This is a genomic window from Dyella humi (assembly GCF_044904605.1).
Taxonomy (GTDB): domain Bacteria; phylum Pseudomonadota; class Gammaproteobacteria; order Xanthomonadales; family Rhodanobacteraceae; genus Dyella_B; species Dyella_B humi.
The window spans coordinates 339,791-357,557 of record NZ_JADIKI010000021.1 but is presented as its reverse complement, the minus strand read 5'-3'; the positions used below and the strand labels follow the sequence as shown (position 1 = coordinate 357,557).

Sequence of the window (17,767 nt, the reverse complement as noted above, 5' to 3'; positions counted from 1 at the left end):
AGCTCTCTTGGGAAAAGCCGGCCATGAAATATCTGTACCGATTTCTGATTTTCGCCCTGCTGATACTGGCGGCAGCCGGTTGCCATCACGCGCCGGACGAGGTGCTGATCCGGCAGGCGATCGACAAGGTTGCCCAGGCCACCGAGCAGGTTGATGCCGCCGCGGTGCTTCAACCGGTTAGTGACGATTTCGACGGCAACAGCGGCGCGATGAGCCGACAGGACATCGCCAATCTGCTGCGGGTGGCGAAATTTCGTGGCGAAACCTTGCATGCGGTGCTTGGCCCAGTGGACGTGCAGCCGCGCGGCGAGCGATATGTAGCCAGTTTCACCGTCACGCTGACCAGCGGCGGCAAAGTGTTTCCTTCGGAACTGGGTGTCTACAAGGTGGAAACCGCGTGGCGCAGGGAAGGGCATGATTGGCGCTGTTATAACGCGACGTGGACGCAACAACTCTAGCCTCCTCTTTCCTTCTGGGAGAGGAGGCTAGCAATCTTGCGCTGTCACCACTCGGCCGTCATTCCCGCGGAAGCGGGAATCCATCTTCGCTTTTTGTATCGGAGCAAAATGGATTCCCGCTTCCGCGGGAATGACGGCCATGAGAGTTTACGTGGTTACGCGGCCTTCTTGCTGGCCAGCTGACGCAACACGTACTGCAAGATGCCGCCATGACGGAAGAACTCCCGCTCCTTCGGCGTGAGCAGCAGCACCTTCACGGTAAAAGTCTTCTCGCCCTTATCGCTCTTGGCAACCACTTTGGCTTCCTTCGCCTCGCCGTCTTGCAGACCGGTGATCTCGAACGTCTCCTTGCCGGTCAGGCCGAGCGACTTCGCGTTCTCGCCATCCTTGAACTGCAGCGGCAGCACGCCCATGCCGACCAGGTTGGAGCGATGGATACGCTCGAAGCTCTCCGCGATCACCGCTTTCACGCCGAGCAGCAGCGTGCCTTTGGCCGCCCAGTCGCGCGAGGAGCCGGTGCCGTATTCCTTGCCGGCGATCACGATCAGCGGCGTCTTGTCCGCTTTGTATTTCATCGCGGCGTCGTAGATGGCCATCTGCTCGCCGCTCGGCACGTATAGTGTGTAGCCGCCTTCCACACCATCCAGCATCATGTTCTTGATGCGGATGTTGGCGAAGGTGCCGCGCACCATCACGTCGTCGTTGCCACGGCGGGAGCCATAGGAGTTGAAATCCTTCGGTTCCACGCCCTTGGAGATAAGGAATCTACCGGCCGGGCTGTCCTTCTTGATCGAGCCGGCAGGCGAGATGTGATCGGTGGTGATCGAGTCGCCGAACAGCCCCAGCACGCGCGCGCCGTGGACGTCCTCGATCTTGCCCGTCGCCATCGTCATACCTTCGAAGTAGGGCGGGTTCTTGATGTAGGTGGAATCGGCCCATTTGTACACGGCACCTTCCGGCGAGGCGATGCTGTTCCAGCGGCTGTCGCCCTTGAACACGTCAGCGTAGTTCTTCTTGAACATGTCCGGGCTGACCGCGCCGGCGATCACATCGGAGATTTCCTTGTTACTCGGCCAGACGTCTTTGAGATACACCGGTTTGCCATCGCTACCGGTGCCGAGCGGATCCGTGGCGAGATTCACGCCCAGCGAACCAGCAAGTGCATAAGCCACCACCAGCGGCGGCGAGGCCAGGTAGTTCATTTTCACTTCCGGATGCACGCGGCCTTCGAAGTTGCGATTGCCGGAGAGCACCGAAGCCACCGCCAGATCGCCTTCACCAATGCCTTTGCTGATTTCCTGTGGCAAAGGACCGGAGTTGCCGATGCAGGTGGTGCAGCCGTAGCCGACCAGGTAGAAGCCGACCTTCTCCAGTTCTTTCAGCAGACCGGTTTTCTCCAGGTAATCGGTGACCACCAGCGAGCCGGGCGCGAGCGAGGTCTTCACCCACGGCTTGGCTTTCAGTCCTTTCGCCGCGGCTTTCTTGGCGAGCAGGCCGGCGCCGAGCATCACGGCCGGATTGGACGTATTCGTGCACGAAGTGATCGCGGCGATCACCACGGCGCCATCTTGCAGATGAAAACTCTCGCCGTTCATCGATACGTGCTGACCCTGGGCCAAGGCGCTGGCGTCATGACCCACGGCGGTGCCGCCGCCTTCGCCGGCAAAGCGTGCTTCGCCACGCACCTCGCCGCTGTTCTTGCGGTTGGCGATGAGCGCGCCGAGGCTGTCATGGAAGCTCTTCTTGACGTCTTCCAGCAGTACGCGATCCTGCGGGCGCTTGGGGCCGGCCATTGATGGCTTCACGTCGGCGAGGTTGAGTTCCAGTGTGGTGGAGAATTGCGGATGCGGCGTGTTTTCGTCGTGCCACAGACCTTGCGCCTGCGCGTACGTTTTCACTAGTTCGATCTGATCTTCGCTGCGGCCGGAGAGGTGCAGATAGTTCAGCGCTTCCTGATCGACCGGAAAGATGCCACAGGTCGCGCCGTATTCCGGCGCCATGTTGCCGATGGTGGCGCGGTCGGCTAGTGGCAGATGCTTCAACCCCTCGCCGAAGAATTCCACGAACTTACCGACCACGCCGAGCTTGCGCAGCATCTGCGTGACAGTGAGCACCAGATCCGTGGCGGTCACACCCTCGGGCAGCCTGCCGGTGAGCTTGAACCCCACCACTTGCGGAATCAGCATCGAGGACGGTTGTCCCAGCATCGCCGCTTCCGCTTCGATGCCGCCTACACCCCAGCCCAACACGCCCAAACCGTTGACCATGGTGGTGTGCGAGTCGGTGCCGAACACGGTATCGGGGTACGCCCAATCCGCGCCATCCTTCTTGCCAGTGAACACTACGCGCGCCAGGTGCTCCAGGTTCACCTGGTGCACGATGCCGGTGCGCGGCGGCACTACCTTGAAGTTGTTGAAGGCTTTCTGGCCCCAGCGCAGGAACGAGTAGCGCTCATGGTTGCGCTCGAATTCGATCTCGACGTTCTTATCTATGGCCGAGGGCGAGCCGAACACGTCGACCTGCACCGAGTGATCGATCACCAGTTCGGCCGGAGCAAGCGGATTGATCTGGTTGGCATCGCCGCCCAGCTTCACCACCGCATCGCGCATCGCCGCCAGGTCCACTACGCAGGGCACACCGGTGAAATCCTGCAGCACCACGCGCGCCGGCATGAAGGAAATTTCGGTATCCGGTTCGGCCTTGGGATCCCATTTGGCGACCGCTTCGATTTCCTTCTTGGTGACGTTGACGCCGTCCTCATGGCGTAACAGGTTTTCCAGCAGGATCTTCATCGAGTAGGGCAGGTGCTTCAGATCGAACTGCTGGCCGAGCTTGGCGAGACTGGCGATCTGGTACGAGCTGCCGTTGACCTTGAGGGTGTCGCGGGTGGCGAATGAATCCAGCATGGGGATAACTCCTGTTGCTTGAAGTCTGGCGGACGCACGCGGCGTAACAGGTAGATGCTAAAGCAGCGAGCGTTAGGGGAATTGCAAGGAGGTTCGCGTTCTGTTTGGGGGATGCCGCGAAGTTTGGGCCAAATCGGTGGTCACGCAACCCACTTTCGAGCTATTTGGCCATGATCGCATTGCAAGATTTCGAACGCAGGCGGAAACAGGTTTTCGTTGCTGGTGTTTGGGGCCGGCTGGCAAAATACGCGCTTCTCTGCTCCCTCTCCTCGCGGTGAGGGGCCGTTACGGCAACTGCATCATTCCCCGAGGAACCGACCACATGCTCAACGCCTACCGCCAACATGTTGCCGAGCGCGCTGCGCTGGGTATCCCCGCGCTGCCGCTGTCGGCCCAGCAGACCGCCGACCTGATCGACCTGTTGAAGAACCCACCCGCGGGCGAAGAGGCCTTCCTGGTTGACCTGATCACCCACCGCGTGCCGGCCGGTGTGGATGATGCGGCCAAGGTCAAGGCGTCCTATCTCGCCGCGGTGGCGTTCGGCACCGAACCATGCGCACTGATCAGTCGCGAGAAAGCCACGGAACTGCTGGGCACCATGCTTGGCGGCTACAACATCCATCCGCTGATCGAACTGCTGGATGACGCACAAGTCGGCGGCATCGCAGCCGAAGCGCTGAAGAAAACGCTGCTGATGTTCGACGCCTTCCACGACGTGAAAGAGAAAGCCGACAAGGGCAACGCCAATGCCAAGGGCGTGCTGCAAAGCTGGGCCGATGCCGAGTGGTTCACCAGCCGTCCGGAAGTGCCACAGAGCCTCACCATCACCGTGTTCAAGGTGCCGGGCGAAACCAATACCGACGATCTCTCGCCGGCACCCGATGCCACTACGCGCCCGGACATCCCGCTGCATGCGCTGGCGATGCTGAAGAACAAGCGCGACGGCGCACCGTTCCAGCCGGAGGAAGACGGCAAGCGCGGCCCGATTCAGCTGATCCAGGACCTCAAGCAAAAGGGTCACCTGGTTGCCTACGTCGGCGACGTGGTCGGTACCGGCTCCAGCCGCAAGTCGGCCACCAACTCGGTGCTGTGGTGGACGGGCGAGGACATTCCCTTCATTCCGAATAAGCGCTTCGGCGGCGTGTGCCTGGGCAGCAAGATCGCGCCCATCTTCTACAACACCATGGAAGATGCCGGTGCGCTGCCGATCGAGCTGGACGTCTCCAGCATGGAGATGGGCGACGTGGTCGAGCTGCGTCCGTATGAAGGCAAGGCGCTGAAGAACGGCCAGGTGATCGCCGAGTTTCAGGTGAAGTCCGACGTGTTGTTCGACGAAGTGCGCGCCGGCGGCCGCATTCCGCTGATCATCGGCCGCGGCCTCACCGCCAAGGCGCGCGAGGCGTTGGGCTTGTCGCCATCGACGCTGTTCCGTCTACCGCAGAACCCGGCCGATACCGGCAAGGGCTACACGCTGGCGCAGAAAATGGTTGGCCGCGCCTGCGGTCTGCCGGAAGGCAAAGGCATGCGCCCAGGTACGTACTGCGAGCCGAAGATGACCTCGGTGGGCTCGCAGGACACTACTGGCCCGATGACACGCGACGAGTTGAAGGATCTGGCCTGCCTCGGCTTTTCCGCGGACCTGGTGATGCAGTCGTTCTGCCACACCGCCGCCTATCCCAAGCCCGTCGACGTCAAGACGCACCATGATTTGCCGACCTTCATTTCCACGCGCGGCGGCATCAGCCTGCGTCCGGGCGACGGCGTGATCCATTCCTGGCTCAACCGCATGCTGCTGCCCGACACCGTCGGCACCGGCGGCGACAGCCACACGCGCTTCCCGATTGGCATTTCCTTTCCGGCCGGTTCCGGCCTGGTGGCGTTCGCCGCGGCCACCGGCGTGATGCCGCTCGATATGCCCGAATCCGTGCTGGTGCGCTTCAAGGGCGAACTGCAGCCGGGCGTGACGCTGCGCGACCTGGTCAACGCGATTCCGCTGTACGCCATCAAGCAAGGTCTTCTCACGGTGGCCAAGCAGGGCAAGAAGAACATCTTCTCCGGCCGAATCCTGGAAATCGAAGGCTTGCCGAATCTGAAGGTCGAGCAGGCGTTCGAGCTGTCCGATGCCTCCGCTGAGCGCTCCGCCGCTGGTTGCACCGTGCACCTCGACAAAGCGCCGATCATCGAATACATCAACAGCAACATCACGCTGCTGAAGTACATGATCGCGCAGGGCTATCAGGATGTTCGCAGCCTGCAGCGCCGCATCAAGGCGATGGAAGCGTGGCTGGCCAATCCGCAGTTGCTGGAGCGTGATGCGGACGCCGAATATGCCGCCGTCATCGACATCGATCTGGCTGACGTACACGAGCCGATCGTGGCCTGCCCGAACGATCCGGACGACGTCAAGACGCTGTCCGATGTGGCCGGTGCAAAGATCGATGAGGTATTCATCGGCTCATGCATGACCAACATCGGTCACTTCCGTGCGGCGTCGAAGCTGCTGGAAGGCAAGCGCGACATTCCCACGCGCCTGTGGGTCGCCCCGCCGACCAAGATGGACCAGAAGCAGCTCACCGAGGAAGGTCACTACGGCGTGCTAGGTACGGCCGGCGCGCGCATGGAAATGCCCGGCTGCTCGCTGTGCATGGGTAATCAGGCGCAGGCGCGCGAAGGTGCCACGGTGTTTTCTACCTCTACGCGTAACTTCCCGAATCGCCTGGGTAAGAACACCAATGTATACCTGGGTTCGGCGGAACTCGCCGCCATCTGCTCGCGCCTTGGCCGCATCCCGACCAAGCAGGAATACATGACCGACATCGGCGTGATCAACGCGAACGGCGAGAAGATCTATCGCTACATGAACTTCGATCAGATCGCTGATTTCAAGGAAGTGGCGGATACGGTCGGAGCTTGAGTGCATGAAACCTTCCCTCTCCTGACGGGAGGGGATCACGAAGCCCGGCTTATGCCGGGCTTCGTCGTTTATGCTTGCGCAATGATCTCTTCCCACCTATCCGCCGTTTCGTTGCGCGACCTGATCCTGGTGCAAGCCGTGCACCGACACGGCAGCTTCAACAGCGCGGCACGGGCGATGCACATCAGCCCATCGGGCCTTTCGCATCAGGTGCAGAAGGTGGAACAAGCGCTCGGTGCGCCACTGTTCGAGCGCGGCGGACGGCGCGTCGTGCCCACGGCGGGCGGCCAGCGTTTGCTGGAGCAGATCGATGCGGTACTACTGGCGGCCGAGCATCTACAGCAAGCGGCGCGTGCCGACGACACCGCATTCGGTGGTGAGTTGCGTCTGGGTGTGCTGGCCACGTTAGGGCCGTATCTGCTGCCACATTTGATCGAACCGTTTCCACAGCATTTTCCCGGTGCGCGTTTGAGCCTGTCCGAAGGCAAACCGCGCGGATTGTTGCGTCGCCTACACGAAGGTGAACTCGACGCAGTGCTGGCGCCGCCTGCATCGTCACTCAGCGGCATCGTCATGTGTCCGCTGTTCTTCGAACCCTGGGAAGTACTGCTGCGCGCCGATCATCCGCTCGCCGGCAAGCGCACTATCTCGATGGATCAATTGGATGTCAGCCAAGCCATTTTGATGGCGGAAAGCCATGCCGATGGCGAAGGCTATGTACAGGACGTGAGTCTGGAGAGTCTTGCTGCGCTGGTCACTTTGCGCGGCGGACATGGGCTGGTGCCGGCGCTTGCGCACGATCGGTTGGCGTCGATGCCGGACATCGTGCTGGCGAAGATCCGAGGTGATGCACCAGGGCGGGAGATTGCGCTGTATTGGCGCGAGGCGTCGCCGTGGCATGGTGATCTGCAAGCCTTCGCAGAGTTATTGCGTAAGCTCGCGAAGCAGAGGCCTGGGTTGCGTCTCATAGAAGCTGTGTAAACCCTCAATGGCCGTTACAGGGTGGTTCCGGTCAGCAGACCGCGCGCCAACATCGTGCACTGCCGACGATGCAGCAGTAGTTGGTACTGACGCCCACCGATCTGCCGCCATAGCACCGCCGAGCGTACTGCTGCCAGCAGGCTTGCGCGCACGCGTTCCACGAGTGCCGGTTGCTGTAGCCATTGCGGGTTGCCGGTCACCATCACTCGCGGCCGCAGCGTCGACAGCGTGCTGGCATACAGTTCGGCCAGGCGGCTGTACACCTGTGGCGAATTCAGTCCGAAGTGATCCACCTGCCGTTTGGCGGACACGATGCCTTGCTGCAGTTCGTCGAGCAGATCTTTGTGATGGGCGAGGCTGCGCTCCAAGCGCATCACCGTGACCACCATGCGCGTGATCGCCATGTCGCGACCGTTTTCGTCCAACTGGCCGATCAGCGTACGCAGTCCCAGACGGATGCCCGAAACGTTGCCGTACACGCCGACCACGGAGGGCGCATCGATGCGGAATACGCTTGCCAGACTGGCGTCGAGCGCGAGATCGTCGCAGCGTCCTTCATTCGCCAGCTGATGCGCCAGGGCGGAGGCCTGGAACAACCCAGCCAGCGCCAGTACACGTTCCTCGTTGATGGCGAAGGCTTTAAACACGCTGCGTCACACTCTCTACTTGTTGAGGGGCAAGGCCACCGTAGGCGGCGTCAGTAGCCGCGATCACTGCGCCGCCCAGGCATTCCTCGCCGGCGTAGAACACCACCGACTGGCCGGGCGTGACGGCACGTTGTGGCTCGTCGAACCGTACTTCCAATTGATCATTGTGTAAGGACACCACGCAGGCCTGATCGTGCTGCCGGTAGCGGGTCTTGGCGGTGCAGCGAAGCTCCCTGGCTGGCGCTAAGCCTGCTACCCAGGCAGGTGTCTCGGCGATCAGCCGCCGGGACTGCAGCCACTCGTTCTCGCCGCCCTGGGCCACGTAGAGCACATTACGGGCCACGTCCTTGCCGACTACGTACCAGGGTTCACCGCCGGCATTTTGACGCCCACCAATCCCCAAGCCATTGCGCTGGCCCAAGGTGTAATACATCACACCCTGATGCTCGCCGATCAAGCGGCCGTCCGGGCTGCGCATTTCGCCGGGGCGGGCAGGGATGTATTGAGTCAGAAACTGACGAAAATCGCGCTCGCCGATAAAGCAGATACCGGTGGAATCCTTCTTGGCGTGCGTGGGCAGGGCGGCTTGGCGCGCCATCTCACGCACTTGCGTTTTTTCGATCTCACCCACGGGAAACAGGGTGGCGGCGAGTTGCTGCTGGCCCAGTGCGTGCAGGAAGTAGGTCTGATCCTTGCTGCCGTCCACCGCGCGCAGCAGGCGGTAGCGACCGTCCAGACAGTCCACGCGCGCGTAGTGACCGGTGGCAATTTTTTCCGCGCCCAGGGCGCGCGCCTCGTCCAGGAAGGTCTTGAACTTGATTTCACGATTGCACAGCACGTCCGGGTTGGGCGTGCGCCCGGCGCGGTACTCGGCCAAGAAATGCTCGAACACGCCGTCCCAGTACTCCGCAGCGAAATTGCGGGCATGGAAGGGAATGCCTAATCGGCCGCAGACGGCCACGGCGTCCTTGCGGTCCGCATCGGCGGTGCAGGGGCCGCTGCGATCGTCTTCCTCCCAGTTCTGCATGAACAGGCCTTCCACCTCGTGGCCGGCCTGCTGCAACAGCAGCGCAGCGACCGAGGAATCGACGCCGCCGGAAATGCCCAGCATCACCTTCATGGGGCGTCACCGCTAGGCATCAGGCTGGTCACCACCGACAACGGTAGGCGCTGCCCGGCCAGCCAGTCGTCGATGCTCATCAGCACCATCGGACTGCGCAGGCGTTCGCCCAGCGCCGCTATTTCGCCGCGTGTCAGCCACAGCGCGCGGCGAACACCGACATCGAGTGGTTGCTGAGGATCGTGATGCAACGGCTTGGCCGCAAAGCTGAAGCGCACGATTACCTCGCAGTGCTCCTTGCTGCGCCATTGGTGCACGCCGATTAAATGTGTCAACGCCACTGTCCAGCCAGTTTCTTCACGCGTCTCGCGCACGGCAGCCTGTTGCAGGCTCTCGAAATCGTCCAAATGGCCCGCCGGCTGGTTATAGGCCATGCAGCCGTTGATCTCCTCTTCAACCATGAGGTAACGGTCGCGATCTGTCACCACACACGCGACTGTTACACGAGGACGCCACACGTCATGGCTGGAGCTGTCAGGTATTGTCATCTTGAAGTCAAGGAAGCCCTGGGGAAGGGCACTGGAAATATCGTTATTGTGCCATTACCTCAAGCGCACTCGCCGAGTAGCAAGATAAGCGCCAGGCGTATACTGCAACCGAACAGGCCCGAATCCATTTTTCAAAGCATGGCGAACGAATCCGAGCAAGAACACGGCAGTGGGCATGGACTCACTGTGGAAGTATCGAAACCTGAGGTGGCGCGTCCGCCTCTGTTTCAGGTGCTGCTGCTGAACGACGATTTCACACCGATGGACTTCGTGGTCGAGGTGCTGCGTATGTTCTTTGGCATGGACCAGGAAAAAGCCGTACAAATCATGTTGCACGTACACACCCGCGGCAAGGGCGTGTGCGGGGTGTTCACTCGCGAGGTGGCCGAAACCAAGGTCACCCAGGTGAACGAATATTCACGTGCCAATCAGCATCCTCTGTTATGCACGATGGAAAAGGTTTGAGAATCCGTTCAAGCTTTCGCCAAGGCGGCCCTTGTGTGGAGATATTGATCGGGCCCTTTTTGGCCCCCATCTTGCATCTATCGCGGTAGATGCCGCCCTAACATTGCAGTGGAGTAGGTCCGGATGTTCAGCAAGGATCTCGAAGTCACCATCGGCCAGTGCTACAAGCAGGCCCGCGAACAGCGCCACGAGTTCATGACGGTGGAGCACCTGCTGCTCGCGCTCACGGAAAACCAATCGGCGCTGGGCGCCCTGCGCGCCTGCGGCGCCGACCTCCCGCGGCTGACCCATGAATTGGAAAAGATCATCGCCGAGACCGTGCCGGTGCTGCCGCACGGCGACGAACGCGATACTCAGCCCACGCTGGGCTTCCAGCGCGTGCTGCAGCGGGCGGTGTATCACGTGCAGTCGTCCGGTCGGAAAGAAGTCACCGGCGCCAACGTATTGGTGGCGATCTTCGGCGAAAAGGACTCCCACGCCGTGTATTTCCTGCATCAGCAGGAAATCACGCGCCTGGACGTGGTCAACTACATTTCACACGGCATCGCCAAGATCGGCGACGAGCCCTCCAGCGGCATCTCCGGCAGCGAGCGCGATGCCGAGGAAGGCGGTGAGGGCAAGGGCAATCCGCTCAGTGAGTACGCCACCAACCTCAACGAACTGGCGCTGGAAGGCAAGATCGACCCGCTGATCGGCCGCCAGGACGAGATCGAGCGCACCATCCAGGTGCTATGCCGCCGCCGCAAGAACAATCCGCTCTACGTCGGCGAGGCCGGCGTCGGTAAGACTGCGCTGGCCGAAGGCTTGGCCAAGCGCATCGTCGACGGCGAGGTGCCGGAGGTGCTGGAAAACGCCACTATCTGGGCGCTGGACCTGGGTGCGCTCGTGGCCGGCACCAAGTATCGCGGCGATTTCGAGAAGCGCCTGAAAGCCGTCATCGGTCAGCTGAAGAAGCAGCCGGGGGCGGTTCTCTTCATCGACGAGATTCACACCATCATCGGCGCCGGTTCTGCCTCGGGCGGTACCATGGACGCCAGCAACCTGATTAAGCCCATGCTTGCGTCGGGCGAGTTGCGTTGCATCGGTTCCACCACGTTCCAGGAATTCCGCGGCATCTTCGAGAAAGATCGCGCGCTGGCGCGCCGCTTCCAGAAGATTGACGTCGTCGAACCTAGCGTGGCCGACAGCTTGGAAATCCTTAAGGGCCTGAGGTCTCGTTTCGAGGAACACCACAACGTGTCCTACACGATGGAAGCGCTGAAGGCCGCGGTAGATCTGTCGGTGAAGCACATTCCCGATCGCCTGCTGCCCGACAAAGCCATTGACGTGATCGACGAAGCCGGTGCCCGCCAGCGCCTGCTGCCGGTCGAGCAGCGCACTGGCAAGATCGACGTACCGGAAGTGGAATACATCGTCGCCAAGATGGCGCGCATTCCGGCCAAGCAGGTCTCGGCGTCTGACCGCGATGTGCTGAAGAACCTGGAGCGCAACCTCAAGATGGTGGTGTTCGGGCAGGACCCGGCCATCGAAGCCCTGGCGGCTTCCATCAAGATGGCACGTTCGGGCCTGGCCGATCCGTCCAAGCCGATCGGCTGCTTCCTGCTCGCCGGCCCTACCGGCGTGGGCAAGACAGAGGTCACCAAACAGTTGGCCATGCAGCTCGGCATCGAGATGATCCGCTTCGACATGTCCGAGTACATGGAAGCGCATTCGGTCTCGCGCCTGGTGGGTGCGCCTCCGGGCTACGTCGGTTTCGACCAAGGTGGCCTGCTCACCGAGGCGGTCACCAAGCATCCGCACGCCGTGCTGCTGCTGGATGAAATCGAGAAGGCGCATCCGGATGTGTTCAACATCCTGCTGCAGGTGATGGACCGCGGCGTGCTTACCGATACCAACGGTCGTGAGGCGAACTTCAAGAACGTGATCGTGGTGATGACTACCAACGCGGGTGCCCAGCAGGCTTCGCGCCGCAGCATCGGTTTCGTGAAACAGAACCATTCGATGGACGCGATGGAAGTGATCCGCCGCAGCTTTACACCGGAGTTCCGCAATCGCCTGGATGCGATCATCCAGTTCAATCCGCTGGATTTCGAGCACATTCTGCGCGTGGTCGACAAGTTCCTGATTGAGCTGGAATCTCAGCTCAGCGAGAAGCATGTCGCGCTAGATGTGGATGCGGATGCTCGCCGCTGGTTGGCCGAGCATGGCTTCGATCCGCAGATGGGCGCCCGTCCGATGGCACGCGTGATCCAGGAGAAGATCAAGCGCGTGCTGGCCGACGAACTGCTGTTCGGTAAGCTGGCCGAAGGCGGTAAGGTGAGCCTGAGCGTGAAGGATGGCGAGCTGGCGGTGAACACCGAGGCGGCCGAGGCTGTACCGGCGACCATATCCTGAGCGAGACCACGGGTTGCTGCAACAAAAAAGCCGCGCACCTGCGCGGCCTTTTTTTGCGGCTTTTTCAAACGGACAGCGCGTGCGCTGTGGCGCTTACTTCACGCGGTAGGTAATGCGGCCCTTAGTGAGATCGTAGGGCGTCATTTCCACCTTCACCTTGTCGCCGGTGAGGATGCGGATGTAATGCTTGCGCATACGGCCGGAGATATGAGCAATCACGACGTGGCCGTTTTCAAGCTGTACTCGAAACATGGTATTGGGCAGGGTCTCTATGACCTTACCATCCATTTCAATGACGTCGTCTTTGGCCATGCGTTCCGGGAGGTGTGCGCGGACCACCATGGCCGCGTAAGCCATCAATTATGCCACGTATCGCAGGCTGGTCAAAGAAGCCTGCCTTGAAGGCGGAAAATGTGCACTGGTGCTCAGGCGAAATGCTCGTCCAGCTTGCGCCGGATTTCCTGTTCGATCATGCCCTTGAGCGGGGAAAACAGCATGCCGAGCTCTGCGCTCACATGGACTTCATCGGGGCCCACGGCGATCTTGCCGCTGATGCCGGCACGCTCGAAGCTCAGCGTGGTGTCGTTCTGCCATTGCGTCAGGACCTGAAATTTCTCCCGCATGCGTGCGGCGACCCGGTCGATGACGGCATGTGCTTCGACGGCGGACAAACGGTGTGGGCGGCGGATGTCGATGCTGGGCATGGGTGAAGCTCGTACGAATGAACCGATCATGATAAACGCAATTGCTGTCGATATTTCCTGTGCTTCTGTTAGAGTCCCGCCGTCACTTTGCCGGTCTTTTCATGCGCATCGAGTTTCCCAACTCCACCAGGACGGTGTTCCACTGGAATCAGCCGCTGTTGCGCATCGGCAGCGATTCCGACAATGACTTGGTTCTGGCCGCCGGCCAGGTCGCATCGCATCACTTGCGCATTAGTCTGGATCGACGCGGCTGGGTGCTCGACGTGTTCCCCGATGCCACCCGCATCTACGTCAATGCGCGTCCAGTGCGCGAACGCGCCATCCTGCGTCCCGGCGACATGCTCAGCGTGGGCGATTGCCGCATGCTGCTCTGCGCGGATGAAGCCCCCATCGGACGCACGTCGCCCGAGATGCCTGAGCAGGAGCGCTGCACGGTTGCGCTGCGCGCCGTGGCCGGGCCGCTTTCGGGGCAAGTGCTGCCGCTGGCCGATCACCTGAAACTGGGGCCGCATGGACGTGTACCGCTAGATTTGCAGCAGGGCGAAAACGCCACGCTGATGATTTTCTGGCGCGATGGCCAGTTGCGCATGGAAACCAGCCAGCCGGCGGATTCGCGCTACCCGGTGCGGGTAAACGGCATCGCCGCGCAGCAAACGATACTGCTGCCGGGCGACCAGATCGGCATCGGTATGCATCGCTTTCTGATCGACGCGCCAGGCTTGGAGCCGGAGCCGGAGATCATCTTGCCACCGGCGCCGCCCGAACCCTTACCTGAGGACACTGCCGGGCCGCGTGGGGAAGTCTGGTGGCTGATCGCCACGGCGGCGGTATTGGCGCTTGGTATTGCTTTGCTTCTACTGCTGCATTCCTGACGCGTGTTGTTTTTGTCCCCTCTCTCCTTCGGGGAGAGGGAGTACATCCTGCAACATTGACGCCATGTTGCTGCGTCGCGCCATAATGCAACGATCATCCATGACAGGAATCGGTGCGTGAGCAGGGTGTGGAACTTCAGTGCAGGTCCGGCGGCATTGCCCCTGCCGGTGCTCGAACGTGCGCAGCGCGAGCTGTTGGACTGGAACGGCAGCAGCGCCTCGGTGATGGAGCAATCCCATCGCGGTAAGCGCTTCATTGCCATGGCGCAGCAGGTGGAGGCGAATCTGCGTGAGCTGATGAGTATTCCCGACGACTACGTCGTGCTGTTCGAGCAGGGCGGGGCCACGCAGCACTTCGCGCAGATTCCGATGAACCTCGCGCGCGAAGGCGACAGCGCCGACTACATCCTCACTGGGCATTGGAGCGAGAAGGCAGCCAGTGAAGCCGCTCCGTACGTGCGCGTGAACGTGGCGGCTTCCAGCAAGGCCGACAGCTATCTGCACATGCCGCCGCGCGAGACATGGAAGCTCGATCCGAGTGCTTCGTACGTACACATCGCCAGCAACGAAACTATCCATGGTGTCGAGTTCCATCAGATTCCTGACGTGGGCAACGTACCGCTGGTGGCGGACATGTCGTCCGACATTCTCTCCGGCCCCATCGACGTGCGCCGTTTTGGTTTGATCTACGCCGGCGCGCAGAAGAACATCGGCCCGTCGGGCCTGGTGCTGATGATCATTCGTCGCGACCTGCTCGAGCGACCCACGCGTCCGATGGCGAAGATCTTCCGCTACGCCGAGCAAGCGGCCAACGACTCGATGCTCAACACGCCCAACACCTGGGGCTGGTACCTAGCCGGGCTGACTTTCGAATGGCTGAGGGATAACGGCGGCCTTACCGCGATGGCCGAGTGCAATCGTCAGAAGGCCGAGCTGCTTTATGCGACCATCGACGGCTCCGGTGGCTTCTACCACAACCCGATCGATCCGCCGGTACGCTCGCGCATGAACGTGCCATTTACCCTACAAGACAGCAGGCTCGATGCTGCCTTCCTGCAGGAATCGGAAGCGGCCGGCTTGATGGCCCTGAAAGGCCATAAGGCGCTGGGTGGCATGCGCGCGTCGCTCTACAACGCGGTGCCACCGGAGGCGGTGCAGGCGCTGGTGGACTTCATGCGCGATTTCGCGCGCCGGCATAGCTGATAATCGAGGAGTGAGTGGAGCGGAGTGAGAAGTCAGAGAGAGGCGGCCACCCGCAAGCTTTAGGCTTTTCTCTCACTTCTCACTCCGCTCCACTCACTCCTAAGCTTAAGTTTCTCAAATGGCAGGACATCCATGACCGACCCCAAGCTATCGCTGAGCGACGTGCGGGACCGCATCGACAGCATCGACCGGCAGATCCAGGAGCTGATCTCCGAACGTGCCAACTGGGCCCGCGAAGTGGCCAGGGTGAAAGGCGAGGGGCTTTCGGCGATCGACTATTACCGCCCCGAACGCGAAGCACACGTGCTGCGCATGGTGGTGGACCGCAACCACGGGCCGCTGTCCGACACGGAGATGGTGCGCCTGTTTCGCGAGATCATGTCTTCCTGCCTGGCGCAGGAGGATCCGCTCAAGGTCGGCTATCTCGGCCCGGAAGGCACTTTTAGCGAACAGGCCGTGCGCAAGCATTTCGGCCACGCCGCCTATGGGCTGCCGCTGGGCAGCATCGAGGAAGTGTTCCAGGAAGTGGCAGCCGGTCACGCGGATTTCGGCGTGGTGCCGGTGGAGAATTCCGGGCAGGGCATGATCCAGGTGACACTGGACCTGTTCCTCACGTCCGAGGCGCGCATCTGCGGTGAAGTGGAACTGCGTGTGCATCAATGCCTGCTGTCGCAGCGCGATTCGCTGGAAGGCATCAAGCGCGTCTACGGTCATGCGCAATCGCTGCAGCAATGTAAGACCTGGCTGCGCGTGAACCTGCCGAACGCCGAATGCATCGCGGTGCACAGTAACGCGGAAGGCGCGCGCCTGGCACGGCATGCCGATGACGCCGCCGCGATCGCCGGCGCCACCGCAGCGAAAGTCTACGGCTTGAAGACCGTCGCCCAGGCGATCGAGGATCGCGCCGACAACACCACGCGCTTCCTAGTGATCGGCCGCTCGCTGTTCCCGCCGTCGGGCAACGACCGCACCTCGCTTTTGATCACCGTCAACGATAAACCGGGCGCGCTCTACGAGATATTGAGCCCGTTCGCCAAACATGGGGTCAGTTTGAATCGCATCGAATCGCGTCCGGCGCATACCGGCAAGTGGCAGTACGCCTTCTTCATCGACGTATCGGGCCACATTGATGGCGAGCCGCTGCAGGCCGCCTTGAAGGACATGGGGCCGCACGCGGCCCAGGTGCGTGTGCTCGGTTCCTATCCGGTGGCCTTGCCATGAGTGGTGCGCAGTGTCTGGATTGGGTCAGCCGGCCCGCAACGGCTCTGCACGGCGACGTAGTGGTGCCCGGCGACAAGTCGGTATCGCATCGCTCAATGATGCTCTCGGCGATTGCCGAGGGCACGTCGCACATCCGTGGTTTTCTGGAAGGCGAGGACACGCGCGCGACGGCGGCTGTGCTGGCGCAGCTTGGTGTGCGAATCGAGGCGCCGTCTTCCGGCGAGCGCATTGTGCATGGCGTGGGTCTGCACGGGTTGCGTGCGTCGAACAAGCCGCTCGATTGCGGCAACGCCGGCACCGGCATGCGCTTGCTAGCGGGCCTGCTCGCGGGCCAAGCGTTCGACAGCACCTTGATCGGCGACGAGTCGCTTTCCAAGCGCCCGATGCGGCGCGTAACCGATCCACTGGCGAAGATGGGTGCGCAAATCGACACGCAGGACGGCCTGCCGCCGTTGCTCGTGCGCGGCGGCCGTACACTGCATGGCATCCGTTATGAGCTGCCGGTGGCGAGCGCACAAGTGAAATCCGCGCTGCTGCTCGCGGGCCTGTACGCCGAAGGCAGCACGGAAGTGATCGAGCCGCATCCCACGCGCGACTACACCGAGCGCATGCTGCAGGCATTCGGCTGGCCGATCGAATTTTCGCCCGGCCATGCCAAGCTTGAAGGCGGCCATCGCCTGCGTGCCACCGATGTCGTTGTGCCGGCGGATTTTTCCTCGGCAGCCTTTTTCCTGGTCGCGGCCAGCATCCTGCCGGGCTCGGTATTGCGCTTGCCTGCGGTGGGCTTGAATCCACGCCGTACCGGTTTGCTCGAAGCGCTGCGCCTGATGGGCGCTGATATCCGCATCGAAAATCAAGGCGAAAGCGGCGGCGAAGCCGTGGGCGACCTGGTCGTGCGACACGCGCCTTTGCACGGCATCGAACTGCCCGAAGCGCTGGTGCCTGACATGATCGATGAGTTTCCCTCGTTGTTCGTCGCGGCGGCGGTGGCGAAGGGACGCACAGTGGTGCGCGGTGCCGCAGAACTGCGCGTCAAGGAATCGGATCGCATCGCCACCATGGCTGCCGGCTTGCGTGCGCTCGGCGTTCGCATTGAGGAAACGCCGGATGGCGCGATCATCGACGGCGGCGGCATCGGCGGCGGCACGGTGGACAGCCATGGCGATCATCGCATTGCGATGAGCTTTACCGTGGCGGGATTGGTGGCGCAGGGAGCGGTGACGATTCGTGATTGCGCCAATGTGGCGACATCGTTCCCTGGGTTTATGGAATTAGCTAATAACTGCGGATTCGCGCTGAGCTGACTTTATATCGCGGAACCCCTAGCTCGTCATTCCGGCGAAGGCCGGAATCCAGTATTAATACGTCGTGCGAAGCACTCAACATAGGTGTTG

General features: G+C 61.7%; 15 protein-coding genes. 9 read left to right on the top strand and 6 right to left on the bottom strand.

Going from position 1 to position 17,767, the window contains the following annotated elements; all coding sequences use genetic code 11:
- Positions 1–23: 23 nt before the first annotated feature.
- Positions 24–458, top strand: coding sequence for a hypothetical protein (locus ISP18_RS02105; protein ID WP_404559240.1), 435 nt, complete (start codon positions 24–26; stop codon positions 456–458).
- 155 nt (positions 459–613) lie between these two features.
- On the opposite strand, the gene acnA is transcribed toward ISP18_RS02105, so the two are convergent.
- Entirely contained in the window at positions 614–3,364 is a 2,751-nt protein-coding gene (gene acnA, locus ISP18_RS02100) for an aconitate hydratase AcnA (RefSeq protein WP_380016541.1), read from the bottom strand.
- Positions 3,365–3,686: 322 nt separating this feature from the next.
- On the opposite strand from acnA, the gene acnB reads away from it, so the two are divergent.
- Together acnB and ISP18_RS02090 are read left to right on the top strand one after the other, a co-directional pair.
- Positions 3,687–6,278, top strand: a complete 2,592-nt coding sequence (acnB, locus tag ISP18_RS02095) for a bifunctional aconitate hydratase 2/2-methylisocitrate dehydratase (RefSeq protein WP_380016539.1) — start codon at positions 3,687–3,689, stop codon at positions 6,276–6,278.
- Between the two features lie 81 nt (positions 6,279–6,359).
- Positions 6,360–7,259, top strand: coding sequence for a LysR family transcriptional regulator (locus tag ISP18_RS02090; RefSeq protein ID WP_380016537.1), 900 nt, complete (start codon positions 6,360–6,362; stop codon positions 7,257–7,259).
- 14 nt (positions 7,260–7,273) lie between these two features.
- On the opposite strand, the gene hflD is transcribed toward ISP18_RS02090, so the two are convergent.
- Genes hflD through ISP18_RS02075 form a run of 3 tightly spaced genes read right to left on the bottom strand, consistent with a single transcriptional unit; the run spans position 7,274 to position 9,514 of the window.
- Entirely contained in the window at positions 7,274–7,888 is a 615-nt protein-coding gene (gene hflD, locus ISP18_RS02085; protein ID WP_380017604.1) for a high frequency lysogenization protein HflD, read from the bottom strand.
- A 10-nt stretch (positions 7,889–7,898) separates the two neighbouring features.
- Positions 7,899–9,026 (bottom strand): tRNA 2-thiouridine(34) synthase MnmA, encoded by a 1,128-nt coding sequence (mnmA, locus tag ISP18_RS02080; RefSeq protein ID WP_380016535.1) that lies wholly within the window; start codon positions 9,024–9,026, stop codon positions 7,899–7,901.
- Positions 9,023–9,514: an NUDIX hydrolase gene (locus ISP18_RS02075; protein ID WP_380016533.1), complete on the bottom strand. Its 492-nt coding sequence runs from the start codon at positions 9,512–9,514 to the stop codon at positions 9,023–9,025. Before ISP18_RS02075 ends, mnmA begins: the two co-directional genes overlap by 4 nt.
- 138 nt (positions 9,515–9,652) lie before the next feature.
- On the opposite strand from ISP18_RS02075, the gene clpS reads away from it, so the two are divergent.
- Positions 9,653–9,979 (top strand): ATP-dependent Clp protease adapter ClpS, encoded by a 327-nt coding sequence (gene clpS / locus ISP18_RS02070; RefSeq protein ID WP_380017603.1) that lies wholly within the window; start codon positions 9,653–9,655, stop codon positions 9,977–9,979.
- Between the two features lie 123 nt (positions 9,980–10,102).
- Complete coding sequence (gene clpA / locus ISP18_RS02065; RefSeq protein ID WP_380016531.1) at positions 10,103–12,373, top strand: ATP-dependent Clp protease ATP-binding subunit ClpA; 2,271 nt, start codon at positions 10,103–10,105, stop codon at positions 12,371–12,373.
- 93 nt (positions 12,374–12,466) lie between these two features.
- Here the strand turns inward: clpA and infA are convergent, their stop codons facing one another.
- Together infA and ISP18_RS02055 are read right to left on the bottom strand one after the other, a co-directional pair.
- Complete coding sequence (gene infA / locus ISP18_RS02060; RefSeq protein ID WP_192677540.1) at positions 12,467–12,685, bottom strand: translation initiation factor IF-1; 219 nt, start codon at positions 12,683–12,685, stop codon at positions 12,467–12,469.
- A 113-nt stretch (positions 12,686–12,798) separates the two neighbouring features.
- Positions 12,799–13,077 (bottom strand): polyhydroxyalkanoic acid system family protein, encoded by a 279-nt coding sequence (locus ISP18_RS02055; RefSeq protein ID WP_380016529.1) that lies wholly within the window; start codon positions 13,075–13,077, stop codon positions 12,799–12,801.
- A gap of 101 nt (positions 13,078–13,178) precedes the next feature.
- On the opposite strand from ISP18_RS02055, the gene ISP18_RS02050 reads away from it, so the two are divergent.
- From ISP18_RS02050 to aroA, 4 genes are all read left to right on the top strand, one after another.
- Positions 13,179–13,949: an FHA domain-containing protein gene (locus ISP18_RS02050; protein WP_380016527.1), complete on the top strand. Its 771-nt coding sequence runs from the start codon at positions 13,179–13,181 to the stop codon at positions 13,947–13,949.
- 117 nt (positions 13,950–14,066) lie between these two features.
- Positions 14,067–15,152 (top strand): 3-phosphoserine/phosphohydroxythreonine transaminase, encoded by a 1,086-nt coding sequence (gene serC, locus ISP18_RS02045; protein WP_380016525.1) that lies wholly within the window; start codon positions 14,067–14,069, stop codon positions 15,150–15,152.
- Positions 15,153–15,284: 132 nt separating this feature from the next.
- Entirely contained in the window at positions 15,285–16,373 is a 1,089-nt protein-coding gene (gene pheA, locus ISP18_RS02040; RefSeq protein ID WP_380016523.1) for a prephenate dehydratase, read from the top strand.
- On the top strand, positions 16,370–17,677 hold the full coding sequence (aroA, locus tag ISP18_RS02035; RefSeq protein ID WP_380016521.1) for a 3-phosphoshikimate 1-carboxyvinyltransferase: 1,308 nt from the start codon (positions 16,370–16,372) through the stop codon (positions 17,675–17,677). The genes pheA and aroA overlap by 4 nt, the downstream gene beginning before the upstream one ends.
- Positions 17,678–17,767 lie beyond the last annotated feature (90 nt).